Annotated in this window: 2 protein-coding genes; both read left to right on the top strand. The window is 39.6% G+C overall.

Annotated features, from left to right (window positions below; genetic code table 11):
• Positions 1-292: 292 nt before the first annotated feature.
• Positions 293-16,918: a GEVED domain-containing protein gene (locus C9J40_RS07955; protein ID WP_107246421.1), complete on the top strand. Its 16,626-nt coding sequence runs from the start codon at positions 293-295 to the stop codon at positions 16,916-16,918.
• A gap of 1,773 nt (positions 16,919-18,691) precedes the next feature.
• Entirely contained in the window at positions 18,692-26,218 is a 7,527-nt protein-coding gene (locus tag C9J40_RS07950) for a GEVED domain-containing protein (protein ID WP_369918875.1), read from the top strand.
• Positions 26,219-26,309: the final 91 nt, after the last annotated feature.

Below are 26,309 nucleotides of genomic sequence, written 5' to 3'. Positions count from 1 at the left end.
TTTTTTTGAAGGCGTATAAATCTAATCTAGTCTCCTATTTATATTTATTGTTAATAGCCTTAAGTTTTACAATAGCAATCCATTCTATTCATACTTTCCTCAGGTTTTAATGCTCTATTAAAATTTTGTTCACATCAAAAAATTCTACAACAAATTTGCGAAATAAGAATATTACTAAAATTGAGAATAATATTTTTTTATTTTCATTCAATTTCAAATAGTTAATTGCTGGCATTTTTTTTGCGTACTAAATATAAGCTATTTATTGGTCTCATATTTAGAGGAGAAATCGATGTCGGTAAAATTATTACCAACAATACTATTGCTTTTTTCTCTTTTTGCTTTGATTTTTTCGTCTCCAGTTGAAGCTGGGCATTCAAATCACGGTGATATGCGCTGGAAGTTTTGTTTTTTTAACGAAGGGCGTGATATACCCGCGGGTGAAACGATACCGTGGTCGTTCTATATTTTTGAATACCAAGCAATGGATACTGATTATTGTACGATGGCAAATCTTAATTGGTCTTGGGATAGCACAATGGGAGGCGGTCACGACATAGAAGGGCCAATACCAAGGGGAACGGTGAAATGTTCAAATAATCGTATTTCTCATGAGATAAATGTAAATGGTTCTGTTCGCGCACTTGTTGCTGGTCGTCATGTGGGGTGGAGCTTTAATGGGGAAGGTTCCCATAATGAATGGTGGCATGATTTCACTAAATGGGAAAACAACTGTGCTAACGCTGGGAATCCGATTGAGTTTTTCGATGATCATTCGATGATTGATAGTCAAGATTACTCTGAGGCTAATATTAATCGAAATACCATCAAATACTGGCCAAACTATACCGCTTATGATGAGGGTGACGATTACCCACGAGCCGAAGATACCGGAAACAATTATCACGGTGATGGAAAAGACGACATAGATGATCCTTATCATATGTTCATCACTGTTTTTGATACATTGTCAGGGTATGAGCTTTGGGACTTATCTGATGCGCCATCTCCTTATGTGACAGATCCAAATAATGGTGGTCCCTCTCACAAATTGTATGATCAAGATAACGATGGTGTTACTGATTTACGATTAGGGTCGTGTTGGGATGGTGATGATTGGATAAGCGATGGCGTAACCTTAAATAGTTCGGCGACCTCCGATGATAATCAAGTTGGTTATACTCTTAATGGGACCTGTTCTGGTAATGATACAGATGATGGTGTTACTTTCCCATCTGGTACAACCTTTGAAAAAGGAGGCAATATAGAGTTCATCGTTAATTGGTCTTACGACAGTGATGCCCCTGGTGTGAATACAGACTATGGTATCGCCGCTGTTTGGATCGATTACGATAAAGATAACGATTTTTCCGATGAGATGGTTTTATTAAGTTACCCGAGATTTGATGTTTATCCTTCTAACAACACAGGGCTCCACTCACTTGCAATTCCTGAATCTGCGCTAACAGGTGATGTTTATCTCCGAGTAAGAATTTGTATTGAAGATGCTGCTAGTCAGTGTACTCAGCCATTAATGTCTCCAAATGCTCCCTACCTTTCTGGTGAGGTTGAAGATTACAAAATTACTATTGTAGAGAGTGCTGATTATGGTGATGCACCCGATACGACATCAGGCACAGGTACTAACGATTACCAAACTTTATCTGCAAATTCAGGAGCTTCTCATCTTAAAAAAGATATTGATAATGATGGTACGGTAGATTTAATGTTGGGTACCAGTTGGGATACTGATGATGGGACGTTACAAAATGCCGATGCAACAGCAGACGATAATAATGGCTCTGATGATGAAGACGGTATTGCTTTAAATAGTTCAGTACGAGCAGGGCAAACTGAATATATTACGATTACAACGACGAAAGACTTCGATTCAGGGTTAAACGGTTTACAAGTTTATGCTTGGGCTGATTGGAATCAAAATGGTGTTTGGGAAAATAGTGAAAAAATAGTCGATAGACCCTCAGCTGTTGCAAATAGTCAAGCATACGCTTTTACAATACCAACGGGAGCAATGGTTGGAAATACATTCATCCGTGTTAGAACCTGTTCTAGTGACACTTCATGTAACTCCCCAACAGGTAGTGCTGATGATGGTGAAGTTGAAGATCAAAAAATTCAAGTGCTTTCCATCTATTCTTGTGACCTCTCACCGCTTTCTGATGCAACACCAAACGCTAGTCATGGCAGTCCAATTACCAATACTGTTATCTCAAGCTCGCCATTAGTCTTAAAACATCTGGTGACAGGGGGAGTTGCATTACAAAAAGACGGACAGAGGCAAAGCTATGCTTACAACAATATAAGTTGTGGCTCTACAGCTCCTTTCTTGTGGTTATCTGATGGGGTCTCATCATCAGGAGTTAGCTGTGGGGCGAGTAAAATGAGAGGCTTTACTATAACCGACGTGACAGGTTCAGGGGCAGCACTAGATCCTTTCACTGTATGGTCTACTCGGTACTGGGATAGAAATAGTAATAATAATTACGATGGCAATGATATTCGTGTAACAACACGTATTAGTTATGTTGCTGGTGAGCTTTTCTATGATACGAAATTTTTGCTTGAGTCAGCTAACGGTTCTAATACAAATAATATTTTAGTCTCTGTTGGCTTTGATACGTATTTAAGTGGTGGAGATAATGGGGGTGCGTTTGCTGTCCCTTATAATGCAGCCAACTATCAACCTGATGGTTCCGGTCAATATAATGTTGTTGGTGTAACAAAAAATTATTCTAATAGTGACCAATTTATGGGGTATCTGAAATTAGATACGTCTTGGGTCAATTACTTCTCAGGACATTATGGCAGTCCTAAAAATTTGTTGAAGAGTAGTCCTTATACATTAAACAATGAGTTGAATACGAATGTAAATACCGATAATGGTATTGCTGTTCAGTGGAACTTTGGCGCCGTTAATATGTGTGAGGAGCACAATGTTAGAATGCTCTTCTCAACACTGGGTGAAGCCGTTGTTCACGCGTTTGAAAATGACCTTGGTGATGCGCCTGATCCAAATAGTGGAACAGGTACGGGGAATTATCAGACGACCGCGGCAAATGGTGGTCCTGCTCATAGAAAGTATGACTATGATAATGATGGGCAGGTTGATTTAATCTTAGGGGATATTTGGGATAACGATTTAGGTACATTACAAAGTGCGACAGCCAACGCCGATGATGAAGATGGCGCTGATGATGAAGATGGCGTGACCTTCCCTGCGATATTCAAGGCAGGGCAAACGATGTCTGTTGATGTGAAAGTATCTCGTGATCCCCAAACGAATTTATCAGGCGTTTATGTTAAAGGTTGGGTAGATTGGAATCAAAATGGCGTGTTTGATAACAGCTCAGAAGTGATTTTTTCAGCGGGTGATACAGGTAACGCCTCTAGCCTAATAGGTACCAATACTTTTTCTGTCAACGTCCCCAATAATGCCCTTAGTGGAAACACGTATATGCGTGTAAGGGTATGTTCTCAAACTGCAGGCTGCCAAAATACGATGATAGATACTGGCAGTGTCAGTGACGGTGAGGTTGAAGATTATTTAATTACAGTAGAGCCAACCAGCATTTCTGGGTATGTTTTTAACGATGATGGATTCGGTGGTGGTATTGAAAACAATACCATAAAAGACGGTTTTGAAGCTGGTATCAGTGGTATTGGCGTAACACTTTATAATCAAACTCAGAATAGTTGTTTGTTTGTTCAAACGTCTAATGGCAATACCGATCAAAATAATGATGGCGTTGTTGATGATTTAGATAAAGGGTACTTTGAGTTTGAAATTACCCCGGGCGATGCCTATTTTCTTTATGAGACAGCACCTCTGACTGTCGCACCCAATTGTGGGGCTGGCCCTCCTTCTCAAGGCACGGTTATTGATGGAACAACTATCACAAATGCTCAAATAAGAGATCCCTCTGGCTATATATCGACGTCACCTAATGTGATTGAATTAGGTACGGTCAATGATGATTTATCGAATCAAAATTTTGCCGATAAGGCATATCAATTTACATTTGGAGTCTGTTCTTCAGAAGCGTATCTGTTTAAAAATGCCCCATCAGATATGTATGAAATTAGCCTATTAAATGGTACCGAAACTGTAGTAAATAATACTCAGGATATAGTTATTACTGGTGTCGGTCACAGTGTTAGGCAGAATATTTTATGGGGTATGAATGCTGGCGATATTATTGCAATTGATCGTTCAGGAAGTGAAATCTTTAGGTTTGACGTACCTGGTATTTTCTGGGCAGCAAACAACCCTAATAATCAAATTCAATATTTAGCGGGTGATGTAACTGACGATGATATATTGATCATGATGGATTCTCAACATAATGGCCGTCGTGTTCATTTCTTTGATGTAAACCCAAACTCTCCAACCTATAAAACTCAGCTAGGTATGAGCGACACACTTGGTCCTATTGATCTTGGTGATATTGCTATAAATCCAATAGATAAATCAATTTGGACTATTCGATGGTATAACATGACGCTCTTTAGGATCGACGTTAATCTGAATAATTATACGGCATCAAAAACCCCGATGGGCTCAATAGATAATATTCCTCGAGGAGGAAATAGTGATGGTCCGGGGGCGCTTTATTTTGATGATAATGGATCACTATATGCGAGTATTAATGGTACAGGGGAATTGTGGAGGATTGACATTTCCTCACCCGCTTCACCAAACTTAAATGCACAGCTAGTTGGAAACGGTGTAACTGCAACGGTTAACGATGGTGCTCGGTGCCGATATGCAGAAACTTCTGCCATAGTCACTACTGATACATATAGTCAGCTTTCTGGTTATGTTTTTGAGGATGATGGCAATGGTGGTGGTGTTGCTGACAATGGTACAAAAGAGAGTAATGAAAACGGTATAGCTGGCGTAAATGTTCTCATCTATGAATATGATCCGAGTAACGGAAATAGAAGTTGTTATACGGTGTCAACAAGCGATGGCTCTTTTGATGTCGATATCGGTTACTGGAGTAAAACAGTAACTAATGGGCATGAATACACTGTTTTTGAGGCCGGACAACTCACCTCCGCGCCTGATTGTAGTAGTGGGCCACCAACATTTGGTACTGTTAGTACGCTTGATGGCTCTGTAAGTAATAATTCTATTTCTGATCTAAGCGGATATATTTCTACATCAACAAATACAATTTCTCTTGGCACCGTGACAAGTGAACAATCGAATGTCAATTTTGCTGACAAAATAGTATCAAACCTATTCTCATCATGCCCAGTTAAAGCATATACAGCCCTTAATAATGCTCCGAATAATCAATGGGGGCTATTAGGTATGCAAACGGGATTGATATCGCCATCACCGATTGACGACCCTTTTTCTGCCTTAGGCTTTAGTATGCGTCAACAGGTGATTTGGGGCGTAAACAATACGACAAATACGATTCAGGCTTTAGACGCTAGCGGAACGGTCATCGCAAACCTCAGCAGTGTTTCAATGGCCTCTGGTGAAATTACTGGGGGGGATGTCACCAATGATGATGTATTAATACTCACAGTAAGTGACAACACGTCAACAACGATTTATCTATACGATGTTAATCCAGCCTCTGAAAACTATTTACAACGTATTGGTAGTCAGAACTCCAGTTCATCAAATATGTTTCATGACATAGCGATTTCTCGCACCGGGGAAATTTATGCTGTTTTTGTTAATGGACAAGTAAATAGAATAACGATTAACTTTACGACGGGTACTTTTACTACATCAAGCGTGGGTAGCCTCTCCAACAGCTTTAATCGAGACTTTGATTCTTTGTTTATCGATGTCGACGATAACTTATATGGATTAAGTGGGGCTGTAAATGGTGGTAACGGTAATGGAACGTCAACCATGGATATGGTTTGTTTCCAAGCCAGTAATCCATCGTCGACGGCAGTTTTAGTGGGTACATCAACGGTATCTATAGATGATGTTTCTACCGATGGTGCATTATGTCGTTATGCGAGTGTACCTCCACCTAGACAAATTTCTGGTTATGTCTATGAAGATCAATTGACCCAAGATATTGATGGCGTATCAAGGCAGAATGGGTCAAAAGATGCTGGTGAACCCGGCATATCGGGTGTGACTATCACTCTCTATGATTTAACTGATGAAGTCTGTCAACAAACAACAACTGACGGTTCAGGTTATTATCAGTTCACTGTAGGTAAAGGTCACGAATATGAAATTTATGAAACAGCAGATGCCGGAACAATAGATTGCTCAACGGGACCGCCATCATTTGGAAGTGTGGATAAATCGACGGGTTCAGTGGTGAATAACGATGTCGCTGATCCTTCTGGTTATGGTTCAATAACGCCGAATAAAATCGCTCTTGGAATAGTCGATAACGATAGCACTAACAATAATTTTGGTAACTTTGTTGCCAGTCAACCATTTGATACCTGTAGTATTACCGCTTATCTTTCAAATAATTCCCCAACGGCGACAAATTACAGTCAAATAGATTTAATTTCTGGTGAGCGTACCAACATAAACAGCTCTTCAGCTGCGACCGTTCACGCCATGGGATACAGTGTGCGACAGCAAAGAATATGGGGGGTGGCTGCCAATTACAATGATCTCATTGCTATCAATTCACAAGGTGATACGGTGGCAAGAATATCTAATGCTGATGTACCGACTCAAACTACAGTCGCGACGGTGACTGATGACGATATTTTGGTGCTTGTTACTAATAATGCGCTAGGTCGGCAATTACGCTTTTTCGACGTGAACCCTAATTCATCATCTTATCTAACCGAAGTCGGTATACGCTCCGGTAATATCGGCATTAATGTTGGTGATATTGCTGTTCATCCGACAGATGGGTCGTTGTGGATGCTTTCTTATGATGACCGTCCACACCTTTATAAGCTGGTATTAGATAGCACGGGGGTTAATGCACAGTCTATTACCGATGTTGGTGAAACGGACTTACCGAATGGTAGTGATGGTACTAATCCGGGGGCCTTATATTTTGATAAGTTTGGTTATCTATTTGTTGTCATGGAGGGGGCTAGTGCGCATCAAACTTTCCGGTTAGATATTACTAACTTGAATAGCCCATCATTAAGTGCAGAGTTAATGGGCACTGATACATTTTCAGCCAATGACAATATAGATGGAGCCTCTTGTCGTTATAATGGTGTCGAGCCAAATAAAGAAATATCGGGTTATGTTTTTACTGATACAAAGACCGCTGGTGTCAATGGATTCCAAAAACATAATGGACAAATGGATGGAGGAGAAGTTGGTATTGGCGGTGTGACCATCACATTGTTAGATGTTGCGGAAAATATATGTTATCAGGTAAATACGTCAGATGGTTCAAGCGATATTAATGGTGATGGTATTACAGACCCTCTTGGTTACTATTACTTTGATGGTAAGCACGGCAAAGAATATAAAATATTTGAAACAGCGAATGCGAGTTCTATCGATTGTAGTTTAGGTGAGCCATCTGCAGGTATTCAAGATGCTGCAACAGGAGTTGTGTCTGGTGCTGAAATAGCCGATCCTACAGGTTACCTTTCTAGTTCCCCGAATGTTATTCATATTCCACTGATAACGACAAATATTGATAATCAAAACTTCGCAGATGTTCCTTTCACACAAGGGCTAACGTGTGACAATACGCCATATTTTGCAATTGGCTCAGGCACGGACACAGATTTACACAATGTGAATTTAACCACGGGTAATTTTACAGATGTAACGCTATCAGAAGTCGCTATGTATCGTGGACTTGGCTACAGCACTAGACAAAATATGTTGTTCTCGATCATGCAGCAAGGTTCGAATGATATTATCGCGATTAACAGCCTAGGTGAGCCCGTTCTTAGGTTTGGTGTGGATGCACCTTCTTTGTCGGCAATAGCGATTACAAATGACGATATACTCATTGCCATTACTAGAGATTTTTTAAGTTCAGGTATCAATTCTGTACGTAAAATATTGCTGTATGATTTAAATCCGGCAAGAAGCACATATCTGTCTCGTATTGATACTAATGGTGACGGAGCAACAAATGATATCGGCTACACTATTGGCGATATTGCTATTCATCCTGATGGTAGTGTTTTTGCTATTGACGATTCGCTTAAGCTGCTGAAATTAAATATAAACCTTGATTTAAGTTCGAGCTCTTTAGGGCAGACGACAGTCACGGAAGTCGGTACGACGAATTATCCAGCGACGATTGAAGCGCCAGATGCACATTTCATGGATAGTAGTGGCTCGCTTTATGTCGTGTCAGGAGTGGTATCTCAGAGTCCTTATTACTATCAAATTTGGCGTTATGATATTTCAGACTCCAATGCCCCGAATTTGAACGGTGAGTTTATAGGGCGCTTTCAAAAAATATCACCAACAGCGAGTTACCACGACGGGGCCTTATGTCGATTTGTCGAAGTGCCTAAACTCAATAAAATATCGGGTTTCGTATTTGAAGATACGTTAACAACTGATCCGAATGGTATGTTGAAACACAATGCCGTGAAAGATACCGCAGAAGTAGGGATTGGAAATATAACGGTGACGTTATTTGATGTTGCTGGCAATTCTTGTTCTCAGATAGATACTTCTGATGGTACGCAAGATATTGATAATGACGGTAATATAGATAGTGCTGGTTACTATTTCTTTAAAGCTGAGCCTAATAAGGAATATAAACTGTATGAAACAGCAGGTGTTGGCACCATTGATTGTAGTGCGTCAGCACCATCTGGTGGTAGTGTAGATACGGTGACTGGTGCATTAAGTAATGTGCAAATCAAAGATCCAACAGGTTACTTATCAAGCTCGACTAATATACTTCATATACCATCACTAACTTCTAGTATCGAAGGTATGAACTTTGCTGATATTAGTTTTTCTAACGCTCTCACATGTGATGAAACGTTGTATTTTGCAACAGGTTACGGTTTCGATACTAACTTACATAATATTAATTATGCTAATGGCCAGCTGAGCGATGTTAATACCTCTGGTTCTTTTATCTACCGAGCAATTGGATATAGCGTAAGACAAAACTTACTCTTCTCTATATTGCAAAACGGAAATAACGATATCGTTGCTTTAAACAGCGCCGGTGAGCCTGTATTGCGCTTTGATGTTGATGCACCAATTGTTTCTGCTTTGGCGGTGACGAACGATGATATTTTGATCGCAGTAACGCGTAATCATTTAAGTTCTGGCATCAATTCGGTCAGAAAAGTGATGTTATATGACGTTAATCCAGCCCGAGAAAGTTATTTAACACGCATCGATAACAATGGTAGCGGTGCGCAAAATGATATTGGATATGATATCAATGATCTGGTTATTCACCCTGACGGTACCATTTTTGCGGTAGATACTAATCGCCATTTATTAAAACTAAATATTGCTACTGATCTCACATCAACAGCTACGATAGGACAAACATCGATAACCGATCTAGGAGAGATTGACTTCCCCAACAACATTAATGCGCCTGATGCACAGTTTATTGATAAAACAGGGGCTTTGTTTATCGTTTCTGGAGCTGAAACCACCACACCTTGGGAATATCAAGTTTGGCGATACGATCTTTCAGATTCATTAAACCCAGATTTAAAAGGTGGCTTTATAGGAACTTTTGCCGTACCTAGCGCCTCGACTGATTATAATGATGGTACCTTGTGTCGTTATGCGGAAGTACCAAAGGTACAAAAAGTATCGGGTTATGTTTTCCATGATGATAATACGACATTAGTCAGTGGTTTCGAAATTCAAAATGGGTCTATGGATAGTACCGAGCAAGGTATTAGCGGAGTTGGGGTAACGTTATATAATGTGACAGACAATCTGTGTACTGTTGTTGAAACGGCTGTAGGCGACACGGATGCTAATGGTGATGGCAGTATAGATTCACAAGATATTGGTTACTATGAATTTGCATTAGAATATCAAAAAGAATACCAGATATATGAAACCTATGGTGTTACCACATTAAACTGCGCAACGGGTCCACCATCAAGCGGCAGTATTAATACCACACTGGGCGCATTAGAAAATAGCGAAATAGCCGATCCTCCAAACCATTTATCTACAACAGCCAATGTCATCGATTTAGGTCAGGCTTATGGTAACTCTCTTAACCAAAACTTTGGTGATAGAGTGATACCTGCTCCTCATTCAGTATGTTCAACAACCGCATATTATTCAGACAATACGTCTACAGAAACAGATGTATTTACTCTCGATCTTTCCACTGGCGAGTTGACAACATTTATTGACGGCACTACAGCTATGGCATCTATGGGTTATAGTGTGCGACAGCAAATGATTTTCGCTGTCGATACCCAGATTTCAGGTGATTTGGTCGCAATTGATGCTAATGGCGATAGGATAATGCAACTTGCATTAAACTTACCAACAGCAAGTATTGCTACTGTTACCAATGATGATGTTTTAGTTGTCGTTAAAAACGCTATTGTTTCACTGTTCGATTTAAACCCTTCTTCATTAACCTACCTTCAACAACTAGGTACTTCCTCTGGTGATATTGGCACAATTATTGGTGACATTGCTGTTCATCCAACGACGGGGGAAATCTGGGCATTGAGTGATGGTTCACCAAATAAGTTAGTTCGTCTAAACATAAATACATTGTCAGGCTCAGCGACGATTACAGAATTTGGTAACACAAACTTCCCTGGGGAAGGTGAAGCACCTCAGGCCTTATATTTTGATAAAAATGGCTATTTATACGCAAATACCAATTCACACACACCGCAATTATGGCGTTTTGATATTAGCGACCCAAATACGCCATTAGGTGGATTTATTGGTGAAGGAGATCAGAGTGGTACCGGTGATGGTAGTCTTTCAGATGGCGCTGTCTGTCGATATGCAGATATACCAGCCGTTCAACGTGTTTCTGGATTTGTCTTTAATGATGATGGTAATAATAACGGTACAACAGATGATGGAGTAAAACATGATGATGAACTAGGTATTGGTGCAGTCAATGTTACGCTCTATAACCAAACAGATGGAACCTGTGAAACTATGATGACATCGGATGGAAATACCGATGTGACAGGCGATACTGTTAATGATCCTCTTGGCTATTATCAATTCGATTTATTATTTGGCAAAGAGTATAAAATATATGAAACAGCAATGTTTACCTCTATCTCCTGTGATAATGCCAATGGCCCAAGTAATGGACAAATTAATACTTCAACGGGGGCGGTTGAAAATAAACAAATCGTAGACCCAGTCGACCATTATTCAACTAGCCCAAATGTTATTGATTTAGGCTTTGCCTACGGTAATTTACCCAACTCTAATTTTGCCGATCGTGTGACACTTTTTCCATTTGAACAATGTCCTAAAGTTGGCTATCTGATGACGAAAGCAATTTCTGATTTATATGAAGTCGATATTGTTGCGGCTGAAGCCTCTATTAAATATCAGTCAGGCGTTGATCCTATCGTTAGTTTGGCTTATAGCCCCTACCAGAGTTTTCTATGGGGAGTTGAAGGTAATGGGCAACAATTAATGATGATCAACGCCAGTGGATATATCGCATCTCGTTTTACGATACCAGAGATAAGCGGAGTATCTATTACAGGGGGAGATGTCAGTGACGATGATATTTTGGTATTAACGGACAGTAACGGTGCCTTCCATTTCATTAATATAAATTCTTCCACATTAGATTTTCTAAATTACGTGGGTGTGTCAAATAACTCAGGCTATAACTTAGGCGATATTGCTCTTCACCCAACGTCCTCAACATATTGGGCAATTGAACAAATACAGAATGGTCGTTTATTAGAATTTACCTTAAATACCGTCAATGCAACGTTTACAGTCACTGATCATGGTCAGACGAATATCTCAGCTGGGGCTGACGGTCTTTATTTTGATCGTGATGGAATTATGTTTGCCTATATTGAAAGCTCAGGCGAGTACTATCGGTTTGATATCAGCACACCAGCTTCACCTAACGTCGTGGGTGGAAAAGTCAGTACGATAGCAACGGGTACTGGTAATGGTGATAGTGCTTTATGTCGTTATGCTAATTTTGATATTGATTTTGGAGATGCGCCTCAGAATCGTTATTCGACACGCATGCAACAAAATGGTCCAAGGCATGAGATGAGCGCAGGTTTGCCTAAGATTGGCTCGCTGGTGGATCCTGAATTAGATGCAATCACCAATGATAATGCCGATATTGATGATACAACAGACACCAATGATGAAGATGGTTTCACACAGCCAGAGATCGTTGCTTATCTATCCGATACCGATACGTTAACACTGCAAGTCCCTGTAATGTCTGCAGGGGCTGGGTATATCTATGGTTGGATTGATTTTGATGGAAGCGGTAGTTTCGACTCTGATGAAAGAGAGTCATTCAACTTTTCACAAAGTGGTAATGTTGATTTAGATTTCTCAGTACCGAGTGATGTTCAACCCATTGATACTTATCTTCGTTTAAGGGTATGTACTAACTTTAGAGATTGTAATCAGCCTAATGGTGGTGCGCCTGATGGAGAAGTAGAAGATCATCTTATTTCACTCAAACCTGTGGCGGATTTAGAGTTAACCTTAGATTTAGACCCAGGTAGTACAGTTACAGAAGGTATTCCATTTAATGTTGTTGTCCAAGCAAGAAATTATGGACCTGCAATAGCCTTCAACACGAATGTGTTATTGGACATTCCTGATGACTATATATTTGTTCGGGCGTATGAAGGAGATGGTGAAACACCTCTAGCGGATGGTCGTTATGATCATGCTACGGGGATGTTGGACTTAGGTGCTGTTGGGCTTGGTTTTAGTGACTACGCGACAATAAGACTTGCATCTAAAAATCTCTCACCATCAATAATCAATAGTGAAATAGAGTCATCAGACGTAAGAGACAGTGATGCTACTTTCAATAATGGGTTTGGTAACGGTGAAGATGATACTTTCAGCGTTACTCCTTCAGTTGTAACTTCCGTTGCGCCTGATATTTGTATCGCTCCAAGAGTCTATGAAAAAGACGCTTCTTTCTTAGATGAGACCACTAACGAATATATTATTACGTTACCACAGACTAGCCAGCGAGGTTATTTGTGGAGTTACGACCTGATGGATTTAAATAAAAGCCTTTATTTCGAACTTGCTGTTTATTTAGGGGATCGTTCCTGTAACCAAAACTGTAATCAAGGAACTGGCTCGATAGAAGCAGGTGCTGATGGTATGACATTTATTATCACTTCAGATGATAGAGGCTTTAATGCGTCGGGCTCTTGGGGGGGATTACTGGGTGTTGGTGTTGGTGCGAGCGGTGGAGGAACTGGGCCTATATCTCCATCAGTCGTCGTTGAATTTGATACCTATGATAATTTAGGGAATGGCTTTACTGATGAACTCAGTAACAGTAGTACCGGGCGACAATTTATCGATCACACTGCAGTATATTTAGATGGTGATTTGAGAACACCTTCAACGGCGTCGACATTGATGGCGCCAAAAGCTGTCGGTGGACCAACAGCAACGGCGCCTAGCGGTGAACTCGAAGATGGACGTTATCATCTAACACAGTTCTATTGGGAGCCAAGTACGAATAACTTAAAATACTATGTTGATGGTGAGGTCATTGGTGATATTAACTATGATCTGCGCTCACATTTTAATACTAACATGGTACGTTTTGGTTTCTCGGGTAGTACGGGGGCGGCATGGAATTTACAAAAAGCTTGTTTTACAGAGCCGCCAGATGTACTCGGGCCTGATCTTGGTGATGCTCCTGATCTTACCTCTGGCACTGGAGTCGGAGACTATACAACGACTTATGAAAACAATGGCGCGATTCATGTACAGTCTGATGATGATGATAATGGACAAATTGATTTACGTTTAGGAAACATGTGGGACACAGATTTAGGTGATGGACAAAACCCAACAGCAACGGCGGATGATGAAAATAACTATGATGATGAAGATGGTGTTACCTTCTCATTAATGCATGCGAAAGGTGGTGACACTCTTAATATCAGTATTGATGTTCAAGCAGATACTGCCGCAGCAGGCCAACCTATCCACCTCTATGGTTGGTTAGACTTTAATAGAGATGGTGACTGGGATGATGCGAATGAGCAAGTAATAAGTACATCTTCAGCAGTAAATGGGACGAATGTTTTCCCTGTTACTATCCCGTCTGATGTGACATTTGGTTATAGTTTTCTTCGTGTAAGGCTGTGTGACAGTACCGTTTGTAATAAAACATACGGGACTGCGAATAAAGGTGAAGTCGAGGATTATCGTTTCCTATTTTATGAGCTGAATGAGAATGCGACGTGTAATTTGACGATTCATACCCAAGAGGTATCGGCGTCGAAACGGTTAGAAAATATTGATTTGGCAAATACGCCGATAAGTATGAATGGCATTGTTGATCCTATAACTATTATCAACCAAACAAACGTATCGAATATTGATGCGATCGGATTTGATGCTGTCACAGGCTTTATTTACGGTACATTTGTTAATGCAGATACAAATAATATTCATCTATTTGTGACTGACCGTGACGCAACAAGTGTGGTTGATCTTGGTTATATATATGCTGAGAGTAATGTTGATATCAATAAAAGTGATGGGTCTACTGTATCGCTGGATGAAGGACAAATATTAAACACATCACTATCTATTCCCGCGCCATCTGCTGGAGATATTTCTTCTGATAATCAATATCTCTTTGTTTGGCATCAAGATCTTACTTCGATCATTAAAATAGATACATCGACACAATCATTTAGCGTTATGCCACTTCAATTACCGAATGGCGTCACAGCGCTTTCGGGAGGCGGAGATTTAGCTGTTGATGATACTAACCATAATATTTATTTTGTGGATATAGAAGCCGGCAAGTTCTACGAGATTCACCCAACAAACGGATTAGTTACTTCGTATTCGTTAACGTTTAATGGGCTTGCAGGCCCACAAGTAGATGGTAATGGCAATTTGAAGGTTGAGGGTCTCCTAATGGACACGACAACCAATTTATATGTCATGACAAGTGGTGGCAATCATGACTCAAATAATGACAACATCATTGATGTGATGGGTCAGTCAGCATTGTATCGCATTAATATACCAACCAAAGAAGTCAGTTTCTTAAAACAGACAACAGCAACAAGTATTGAAAAAGCAGATATTGCAGGTTGCTATCAATCAAAAGACTTTAGTGATGGCGATAGTCAATATGCTCAAGCATCGCACCTTTATTTAGATAGCAAAAATAATAATGATGGAACGGTTACACCTGATGGGGTAGGCGACTTCTTACTTGGTACATCATTGGATCCGGAACTTAATGCGAAAGTACATTCTTTAGCAACAGGAGACGACACTCATGGGCATGATGATGAAGACTTAGCCATTCCTTCACCAATCATTGTCGAGACACCGACCGCGGTGAGTATCCCTGTTGTTGGTAATGGTTACATTAATATTTGGGTTGATCTAAATAATGATTTTGATTTCGATGATCCTAATGAGCATTTACACGATGACACCTTCTTAACGACAGGTACACATTCATTACAGTTAGAGCTCGATGCGGCAAGCGCATTTGGATACAGTGGTGATACAACTATGCGTATTCGCTTCTGCTCGACGGCAAATAACTGTGATACTCCACATGGAGAAGCCTTAGATGGTGAGGTTGAGGATCACTTATTTGAGCTCTTAAACAGAATAGTACTTAGTGGTTATGTGTTTGAAGATAATGGTATAAATATAGCAACTGCACATGATGGTATTAAAGCTAGCTCAGAAGTAGGACTTAAAGACTTTGATGTAACAGTAACATTTAATGATTCTGGTGTTACAGGTGTAAGTGCCGGTGATGTCATTTCTGCGAAATCAACACGTGGTGACGGATACTATAAATTTATACTCGGTGTTGATTACGCCGATAAAGATTTACTGCTAAATATTAAATCTCAATCTAAATGGGTTAATATCAGTGAGGCTGACGTTAGTGCTATTTCACAGGTTTCAAGCTCAAGTGTGTTTGATAATGAAATGGCAATCAACGCGAGTGCTGGTGATGACATTACAGGGCTAAACTTTGGTAAAGTCACAGTGCCACGTTTAACTGAAAGCCATACCAAGACTTCAGAACCTGGAAAGCCGTTATTAATTCCTCATAAATTTAATTTAAATACAGAAGCAGATATAACATTTAACGTTATACCTGATAATCGCTACAGTGCTACCAGTGGCTGGGTTGTATTGCTTTATCATGATCAAGACTGTGATCTCAATATTGACGAGGCCGATCCGAAAATAAATTTAGGTGGGGCTCAATCAGTATCGGGAACAACAGAAATATGTATAATTAGTCGAGTAAATATTCCATCGACAGCAACCAATGATCAACAGTATCAATATCAAATAACGGCTGATGTGGATTATGCTCAAAATTCACCATTTATGACACAGTTAATAAAGCAAGCTGTTGTATCTGACACGATTAAAGTTACTTACTCAGGAGCTGGTGAATTAAAGCTATCTTTAACCGTAAATAATATAACCACAGATAATCAAAATGTTTTAAGTAATCAAGGTACACCGAATGATATTCTAGAATATGTTATTACGTATTCTAATGTTGGGACGGGGCCAATTAGTGATATTGTTATTTTTGAAACAACACCACCATTTACTGAATTAAGTGAGCCGATTACATGCAGTACCCTTTTACCTTGTAATGTTGATACAGTCCATGGTGCTAATCAAACCGGTTATCAAGGTGATATATCTTGGATATTAACAGGGCAACTACTTCCAGGCCAACGTGGAGAAATATCATATCGCGTTAAAATTGAAGATTAATATTAAGACTCTTTATTGAAAACTATTTTTAATTATTAAATTTAATAATTTTATCAAATTTAATAATTGTTTATTTTTTTTGTTCTTTTCATGAACGCCTTTTTTCTTAAATTTGATTCTTTTATTTTTATCTACTCAGTTATATTAAAGATAGAGAAATAAAAATAAAAATAAAAAAGTCAACTTTGTTATAACACAGCATCACGTGCATAACTTTATTATGGATATTTAAACATGCTGAAGAATTGTCTACGTATTGTTTCATTAATGTTTTTGCTTTTTGGTGGCGTCTTGCCATCAATGGCAGGACATTCAAATCACGGTGATATGCGCTGGAAGTTTTGTTTTTTTAACGAAGGGCGTGATATACCCGCGGGTGAAACGATACCGTGGTCGTTCTATATTTTTGAATACCAAGCAATGGATACTGATTATTGTACGATGGCAAATCTTAATTGGTCTTGGGATAGCACAATGGGAGGCGGTCACGACATAGAAGGGCCAATACCAAGGGGAACGGTGAAATGTTCAAATAATCGTATTTCTCATGAGATAAATGTAAACGGTTCTGTTCGCGCACTTGTTGCTGGTCGTCATGTGGGGTGGAGCTTTAATGGGGAAGGTTCCCATAATGAATGGTGGCATGATTTCACTAAATGGGAAAATAACTGTGCTAACGCTGGGAATCCGATAGAGTTTTACGATGACCATTCAATGCTTGATAGTCAAAATAATACTGAAAGTAATATTAATCGAAGTACCATCAAATACTGGCCAAACTATACCGCTTATGATGAGGGTGACGATTACCCACGAGCCGAAGATACGGGAAACAGTTATCATGGTGATGGAAAAGGTGACATAGATGATCCTTATCATATGTTTATCACTGTCTTTGATGTTTTAGATGGGTATGAGCCTGTTGATTTGGGGGATGCGCCAGATCAACAATATAATTCCACTGTATGGCCATCTTATGCAACGATGTTGTCCTCAAATGGTCCTGCCCACCAATTTAAAGATGAAAATAATGACGGTGTTCAGGATATACGTATTGGTCCATGTTGGGATGCAGAAGATGAATCTTCTCCAAATAGTTTAGCTAATTCAGATGACACGAGTTTAGGCTATCTCAATAATTGTACAACAAGTGATGAAAATGAAGGCAGTATTCGAATACACAGACATAGTACTGGAGACACTCTTGTTTTGGATAACCCTGGGGTGTCTCAAACTTTATGGATAGGTGATACTTATACTTTTTATGTTGATGTACACTTTGAAAATACCGATACAGATAAACACTTAGAAGTTGGTATCGATTTTACAAAAACAGGTGATTTTACAACGGTTCTCGTTGCTGACTTAGATAGCGCTTCAAGCCCACATACCGTTTCTCAGGCATTCACTATTCCATTTTACTCACATAATGTAGATACCCTTCAAACTTATATGAGAGTCCGTGTTTGCGACTCATCATGTACTTATACAACCGATTCACTGGGGCAGAAAATTTTAACTTCGACGGGCGTGCAGCCTGCTGGAGAAATTGAAGATTATAAAATTAGTTTACGCTCACCATTTGATTTAGGTGATGCCCCATTTGATGCCAATGTTGCGGACTTTGCAGATGAGTCAAATGGCCCTATGCACCATTTCAGATCCTCTATGTCAAATGATTATTCTGAACCGGCTCTTACTTTAGGCTCTTGTTGGGACTCTGAGGAGTATATGACAGGTAATGCTAATGCTGATGTCGATGATAATTCTGCAGTGGTCGGTGGGGCTACAGGCATTTCTTTTGGTGGCTGTGGTAATGATGATGAAGATGGTGTGACATTACCAGCAACTTTTGTTGCGGGTGAGACAATTAATGTTTCTATTACTTACAGGCTAAATTATTTTACTGCGAGCGAAGTTGATTGGGCGTTGTTTATTGATTGGGATAACAATAATGACTTCACTGGTGACTTAACTAACTACGGTACGATATCTCATTCACTAACAGAATCAGGGCAAGGAGCGATTAGAACAATTAATGTTGCTGTTTCAGTTCCAGAAACAGCAGTATTAGGTGAAACATATTTAAGGGTAAGAAATTGTTTAGGAGGTATTATTGGTGAGGAGTCCTATGATTGCCAAGTACCGAAAGGCAGAGCATTAAGTGGTGAGGTTGAAGATTATAAAATTTCAATTGAAGGACCTAAATTAGATTTTGGTGATGCTCCTGATACCAGTGCAGGTACTGGCGCAGGTAATTATCAAACAACAAGCGGTAGTGGTGGCCCTTCACATAAAATTTCAGATACTGATGTAGATGGAGTGGTTGATTTTCGTCTTGGTACCAATTGGGATGATGACAGCGGAACTCTGCAAAATGCTACAGCAACAGCGGATGATACTAATGGTACAGATGACGAAGATGGCATTTCAATTCAGCAAATATTAGCGGATAACTCTTTACCTGAAGTTACCAATGTTTATGCAGGGGATGCGATTAAGCTAACATTTACTGCTGGTATAGATACTAACTCCGGTCACCCTGCCACTGCTTATATCATGAAAACGTGGATTGATTGGGATCAAAGTGGGACATTTGACACTGACGAAGTCCTTTTTGCTGAACAAAGAGCGTTACCTACAACAAGTGACACTTACAACAAATATTTTCTTAATTACAGAGTGCCACTTTACAATTCGACGGGTGATGTATTTATTCGTTCAAGAATATGTTCAACCGATTCATGTCCATCAGGTGGTAGTTTAAATGCTACTGGCCACCTTGATGATGGGGAAGTTGAAGATAAAAGGATGAACATCCAAAGTAGTGAATATGACTTTGGTGATGCCACAGATACTAATACTTACACCAAAACACAGGGTGATTATGCCTCGATATGGACACAAGATGGCGACCCTGTTCCTATGCACCGTAAAGCGGATAGTGATGGTGATGGTCAGGTTAACATCAAATTAGGAAGTATTTGGAACGCCGATAATGGTACAACGACTTCATTTACTGACAGCAGTGATGATGGATATGCCGGTCCTTTCTATTTACCTAAATGTACAAGACAAGATATAACGTTTACCGTCACCGCTGACAATGACTTTTTATCAACAGCGTATATCAATGCATGGATAGATTTTGACAGAGACGGTGAATTCAATACTAGTGATAACTGGTTCCGTCATACAGAAGACTTCTCTTCTGGATCAAGAGTGAGAGAAGTTACTTTAACTGACCAGTTAATCGTATGTTTTGTAAGTTTAGGAGCAAGTTATTTACGTTTTAGGGTTTGCTCTGTTGAAGATGAGTGTCAATATCCAGAAGGCAATATTACACCTAGTCACCTTGTTGCCACTGACGGAGAAGTAGAAGATTATCCAATTACTATTGGTGAGCAACTAACTGTTTCTGGAAAAGTTTATAGTGATGTTAACTCTGACCAATCACCGAGTGGTGGGGCAGAGTCAGGTATCAGTAATGTATTGATTACCTTACATGATAAAACGACTAATACGTGTCAATACGAATCAACCGATGCCAATGGGCTTTACAGTTTCGATATTACATTCGGTAATGATTATGATGTGTATGAAACCTCATCCAGTGGTACGTCAGCCTGTCCTCCTTCTCCTTCTAGCGAGATAGGAGACAGTAGCGGCTTTATTTCAACCTCGCCTAACAAAGTTGAATTAGGCACTGTTACCTCAGATCAAGAGATTAATTTTGGCGATAAATTGTTAGGTAATGCTTTTTCAACTTGTCCTTCAGAGGCATTTGTTAACCCATATCGTTTCTCTTCAGGTGCAAATAGCTATTTTGCTAAATTGTATCCCGTTACTGCATCTGTAACGGCAACAAGTTCAAGTAATAATGATTACGATGCGTTTGGCTTTAGTGTTCAACAGAACAGAATATTTGGTATAGATATAGCGACTCAACACGTAGTTGCGGTTGATTCGGTTGGTTATAAAATATTCAGCGTGAATGTTGGGTTAGATTCTGCAAGGGATTACGTTGCAGGTGATATCAGTGACGATGATATATTGGTTGTAATCGATGATCAGTCAAATGTTCGCTTCATTAATGTTGATTCAAAAAGTGCTAATTATTTGTCAGTGGTAGGGACCACTAGTTTATCGAGTGCGATCAATTTCCAAGATATCGCATTTCATCCAACCAATAGTAACGTTGCCTTTGCTGTGGGTAATAATAACGATGCTTACCGTTTAACCTTTAATTTCTCTAATTATACGGTTACATCGTCGTTAATTACTTCAAATACCCCAAGCAATGTCACAGGCCTTTTCTTTGATGCACAGGGCGTACTTTATATGTATGACCACAATAATGAAGAAATCTGGCGTTTTCCTGTTTCAAGCTCTTCTGCAACGTCGATTACAGGATACTTAGTTAAAGATAATATCGCGGCATTAAATCCTAATATAGGTAGTGATGCTGCAATGTGCCGTAATGCTCAATTCTTAACTGACTTTGCTGATGCACCAGATAGTTACGCCACATTATTTGCTTCTGGTGGGCCAATGCATGACGTAACAAATGGTGGTTTACCGCAAATTGGTAGTGGAAGTTCCGACCATGAAACTGAAGCTGCTGCATCGACGAGTGCAGACGGTGATGATAATGCAGGTTCAGATGATGAGCATGCGTTAACAAAGCCAACATTTTATGGGTATCTTGATTCTTCTAGTGCTGATAGTTCATTGAACGCATTGTCCTTTAATATTCCCGTTACGCCTGCTTCGTCTTCTGGCCATATCTATGCTTGGATCGATTTTGACGGTGATGGTACCTTCTCTGACGAAACCCTATCTACTTCTACCATTTCAACATCAGCAAGTTCAGTGCAATTAACGCTCCCTGTTCCTGCACATGTTCAGCCTGTTGATAGTTTCATCCGTTTAAGAACCTGTGTGACCAGCTCAGACTGTGACATGCCAACAGGTTTATTATCTGCTTCAGGTGAGGTTGAAGATCATGCCATTTCTTTGATGCCTACAGGGGATATTGAAGTAGAGTTGGCACTTGATCCTGGTCAAACAGTCACTAATGGTATTCCTTTTAATCTTGTTGTGTCTGTCAGAAACCACAGTTCATTTATTGTGCGTGATGTTATCTTACAAATGACAATTCCTGATGATTATATTTTCATAAAAGCTTATCAAGGTGATGGCCAAACTGAATTGGCGCCAGGTATTTATGATGAATCAACTAAACAATTAAATCTCGGTAATGTTGGTGTCGGTTTTGATGACTATGCGACATTAAGGTTTATTACGAAAACAACATCGCCAGCTTCTCTTGTGGGCGAGGTGCTTTCTGCGAAAATACAAGATACTGTTTCTTCAAATGATAGCGACACAGAAACTCCAACAGTAGTTACAACAGTACAGCCTAGTATATGTGTAGCACCCATGGTTGAAGAAAGAGGGGACGCTAAACTCGATGCGGCAACTAACGAGTACATTATTACCGAAGAAACAATAAGTCAGCGTGGTTATCTGTGGAGTTACGACCTCATTGATCTTGGTGTTCCGCAATATTTTGAATTGGCAGTTTACCTAGGAGACAGATCATGTAACAGCGGCTGTAATGCTGGTACTGGAACAATAGAAGCCGGTGCCGATGGCATGACTTTTATCATGACAACGGATTCCCGTGGTTTCAACGCCGTCGGTTCATGGGGGGGATTACTAGGTGTTGGCCCTGGAGGTGATGGTCCAATAAGTCCATCGGTTATTTTTGAATTTGACACTTATGATAATGCAGGTAATGGCTACAATGACGATCTGAGTACTGCTGGCGGTACGCCAAATTATATTGATCATACCGCGGTCTATCTAAATGGTGATTTAAGTTCGGGTAATGATGCTATTACATTGATGGATCCTGTTGCGGTTGGTGGCCCTACTGCGACTGGAGCATTAACCGGTGAACTAGAAGATGGCAGATACCACATCACACAGTTTTATTGGGATCCTGCAACGAATAACTTCCGGTATTATTTAGATGGTGTTGAGATAGGAAACGTTACTTTTGATTTTGTCAGTCACTTTAATAATCAAGATAAAGTGCGATTCGGATTCTCTGGTAGTACGGGAGCGGCATGGAACCTACAAAAAGCATGCTTTACTAAAGCTCCAGTTGTGTTGGGCCCCGATCTTGGTGACGCTCCGGATATTTCTGCATCAACAGGAGTCGGTGACTATACAACGACTTATTCGAATAATGGCGCTGCACATGTTCAGTCTGATGATGACGATAATGGAGAAATTGATTTACGATTAGGGGCTCAATGGGATACAGATTTAGGCAGTTATCAAAATCCTATAGCACTTGCTGATGATGCTACCAATTTGGATGATGAGGATGGCGTCACCTTCTCTGTCTCTGAAATTGATGGTGTACCTTTTGCCGCAGCTGGCGAAGTCATTAATGTGACTGTCACCGTCAATGCAGATACTGTGGCGCAAGCAAATCCTATTCACCTATATGGTTGGTTTGACTTTAATCGTGATGGTGATTGGGATGATTCTGGCGAGAAAGTTATAAGCAGTACTAATGCTAATAATGGAATAAATAACTTTAGTGTCTCAGTTCCTAGCAATGTTACGTATGGGTATTCCTTCTTTAGGATTCGAGTATGTGACTCAAGTGCGTGTGATCGAATCGATAGTACTGTGGATATTGGCGAAGTAGAGGACTATAGATTCCTGTTTTATGCCTTATCAAGTAATAGTACCTGTGACACAGCACTTCAAACGCGTTTTGTTAGCTCAAATTACATTTTTGAGCGACTCAACTTGGCTAATAATCCTTTAGATACCACAGCAATAGAATCACCATTAACGGTGATTAATCAGTCAAATATTTCTGGGCTTAATGCCATAGGTTTTGATACAAGCAATGGCTACATTTACGGCGTGTTTGAGAATACGACTACGCAAGAGTTGCATCTTTTTGTTACCGATCGCTCGGCTACAAATGTCGTTGATTTAGGTTATGTTTACGGTGATAGCAATATTGATATTCAGCTATCTGATGGCAACTCTGTTGCTATTTCTAAAGGGAATCCTTTCAGTACAGCTGCTCTTGCTAGTCCTACTGCCGGTGCGATGTCTTCTGATAACCAATACTTATATGTATGGAACCCTGCTTGGCACTCGATAATAAGGATCGATGTTGCAACGCAAGAGATGTCAGTCATTGATTTCAACTTCACGGGAGGTATTACAGGGATCTCTGCTGGCGATGATATTGCGGTTGATAGTATTCGTCATCATATTTATGCCGTAGATATTGTGGCAGGGTATTTATATCAAATAACAACATCAGGAGATGTAAGTCGAACCTCATTACAGTTCAATGGATTGGCGTCACCGACAGTGGATGGAAGTGGTAACTTACAAACACAAGCGTTGGTGATGGATAATATGACCAATTTGTATGTATTTACCAATGGTGGTAATCATGACACGAATAATGATAATACAATAGATAGTTCAGATATATCAGCTGTTTATAGAATTAATGTGCCTACCGCTGCTGTGACATTCCAAAAAGAATTGAATACCAGTTCCCAAGTAAATTCTGATGTTGCAGGGTGTTATCAGTCAAAAGATTTCAGTGATGGAGATAGTCAATACCCGACCGCATCTCATTTATACGTTGATAATATAAATAACACAGACAACTCAAATGTGCCTGATGGTATTGGAGACTTCTTATTAGGGACAAATATCGATCCAGAGTTTGAAGCGAAAGTAAGCGCTCAGGCAACGGGGGATAATTATCATGCATTGGATGATGAAGAGCTTTCTATTCCTTCACCAATTATTGTTGAAACACCAACTAATATCGATGTTCCTCTTGTCGGGGCTGGCTATGTGAATGTTTGGGTTGACTTAAATCGTGATTATGACTTTGACGATGCAAATGAGCAGATTGTTAATGATAGTTATTTTAATGCTGGTGCCAATTCTGTTTCTATTGATCTTGATGCCGCGAGTGCTAATGGGTATAGCGGTGAAACGACGATGCGAATTAGGTTCTGCTCTGCACCATCAAATTGTAATACGCCGACGGGAGAGGCGAATGATGGCGAAGTAGAAGATCACGTCTTTGAATTACTTAATCGTATCGTATTAAGTGGATTCATATTTGATGATAATGGTGTTTCAAGTGGTACGGCTCATGATGGCATTAAAGATAGTGGTGAAAGTGGCCTCAGTGATTTTGATGTAACGGTAACGTTTAATGACAGTGGAGTTGCAGGTATTACAACTGGTGACATCATATCAACCAAAACGACTCGCGGAGATGGATATTACCGTTTTGTATTGGGTGTAGATTATTCAGGTAAGAATTTAATTTTAAATGTGGTGCCTCAATCAAGATGGATTGCGGTGAGTGAAGCCAATATTACAGGTGTAAGTCAAGTTACTAGTACAAGTAATCAAGATGGACAAATGTCAGTGAATGCTTTTGCGGGTGATGATGTAGCAGGGCTAAATTTTGGTAAAGTCGCAATGCCATCGTTGACTGAAAATCTATTTAAAGAGACTGAACCAAACAAAGCCGTTTTATTCCCTCATCGTTTTAAATTAGCAACATCTGCGAATGTTACATTTACCATTGAGAAAGACAGTAGGTACACAGACTCTAGTGGTTGGAATATTACTCTTTATTACGATACAAATTGTGATGGAAATATAAATAATATCGATAATAAAGTTATTTTAAATTCAGCAATACTTTATACAGGTTTGACTGATGTATGTTTAATTAGTCGTGTTTTTGTTCCTGCGAATGCGTATTTTAATACTCAGTATGCATACAAAATAAATGCAAGTGTTGAATTAGCAGGTGTTTCTCCTCAATTAACTAAACAAGTTGTGGTAGAAGATACGACTAAAATAACGTATGCAGGCTCTGGTCAGTTAAGTTTATCTTTAACAGTTAATAATATATCGAAAGATAACTCACCATTATTAATTAATAATGGTGAGCCCGGAGATATTCTTGAATATGAGATAACTTATAGAAATAGTGGTACAGGCCCAATAAGAGATATCGTAATTTATGAGAATACACCACCATTTACGAAACTCTCAGAACCAGTAAATTGTTCTTCTTCTGAATTAAGTTGTGTCGTAAATACAACACACGGCACTAATACCGTTGGATATCAAGGTGAAATTCAGTGGACGCTTACAGGCGACTTATTACCAGGACAAATAGGCACATTAAAATACAAAGTTTCTATTGAATAATAATATTATTTTTTCTTAAAAATGGTATTAATAAATTCAGTTTATCTAATATTATTTATATATAGCTATTAATTTTTTTCAGGAGGTTATT

Source organism: Photobacterium sp. GB-72 (genome assembly GCF_003026095.1).
Lineage (GTDB): Bacteria > Pseudomonadota > Gammaproteobacteria > Enterobacterales > Vibrionaceae > Photobacterium.
Note: the sequence above shows the minus strand (reverse complement) of the source record. Positions and strands in the feature narration are given on the sequence as shown.

Bases quoted from the DNA above. Each gene is read 5' to 3' on its own strand.
- C9J40_RS07955 (WP_107246421.1), top strand. From the start codon at position 293: ATGTCGGTAAAATTATTACCAACAATACTATTGCTTTTTTCTCTTTTT.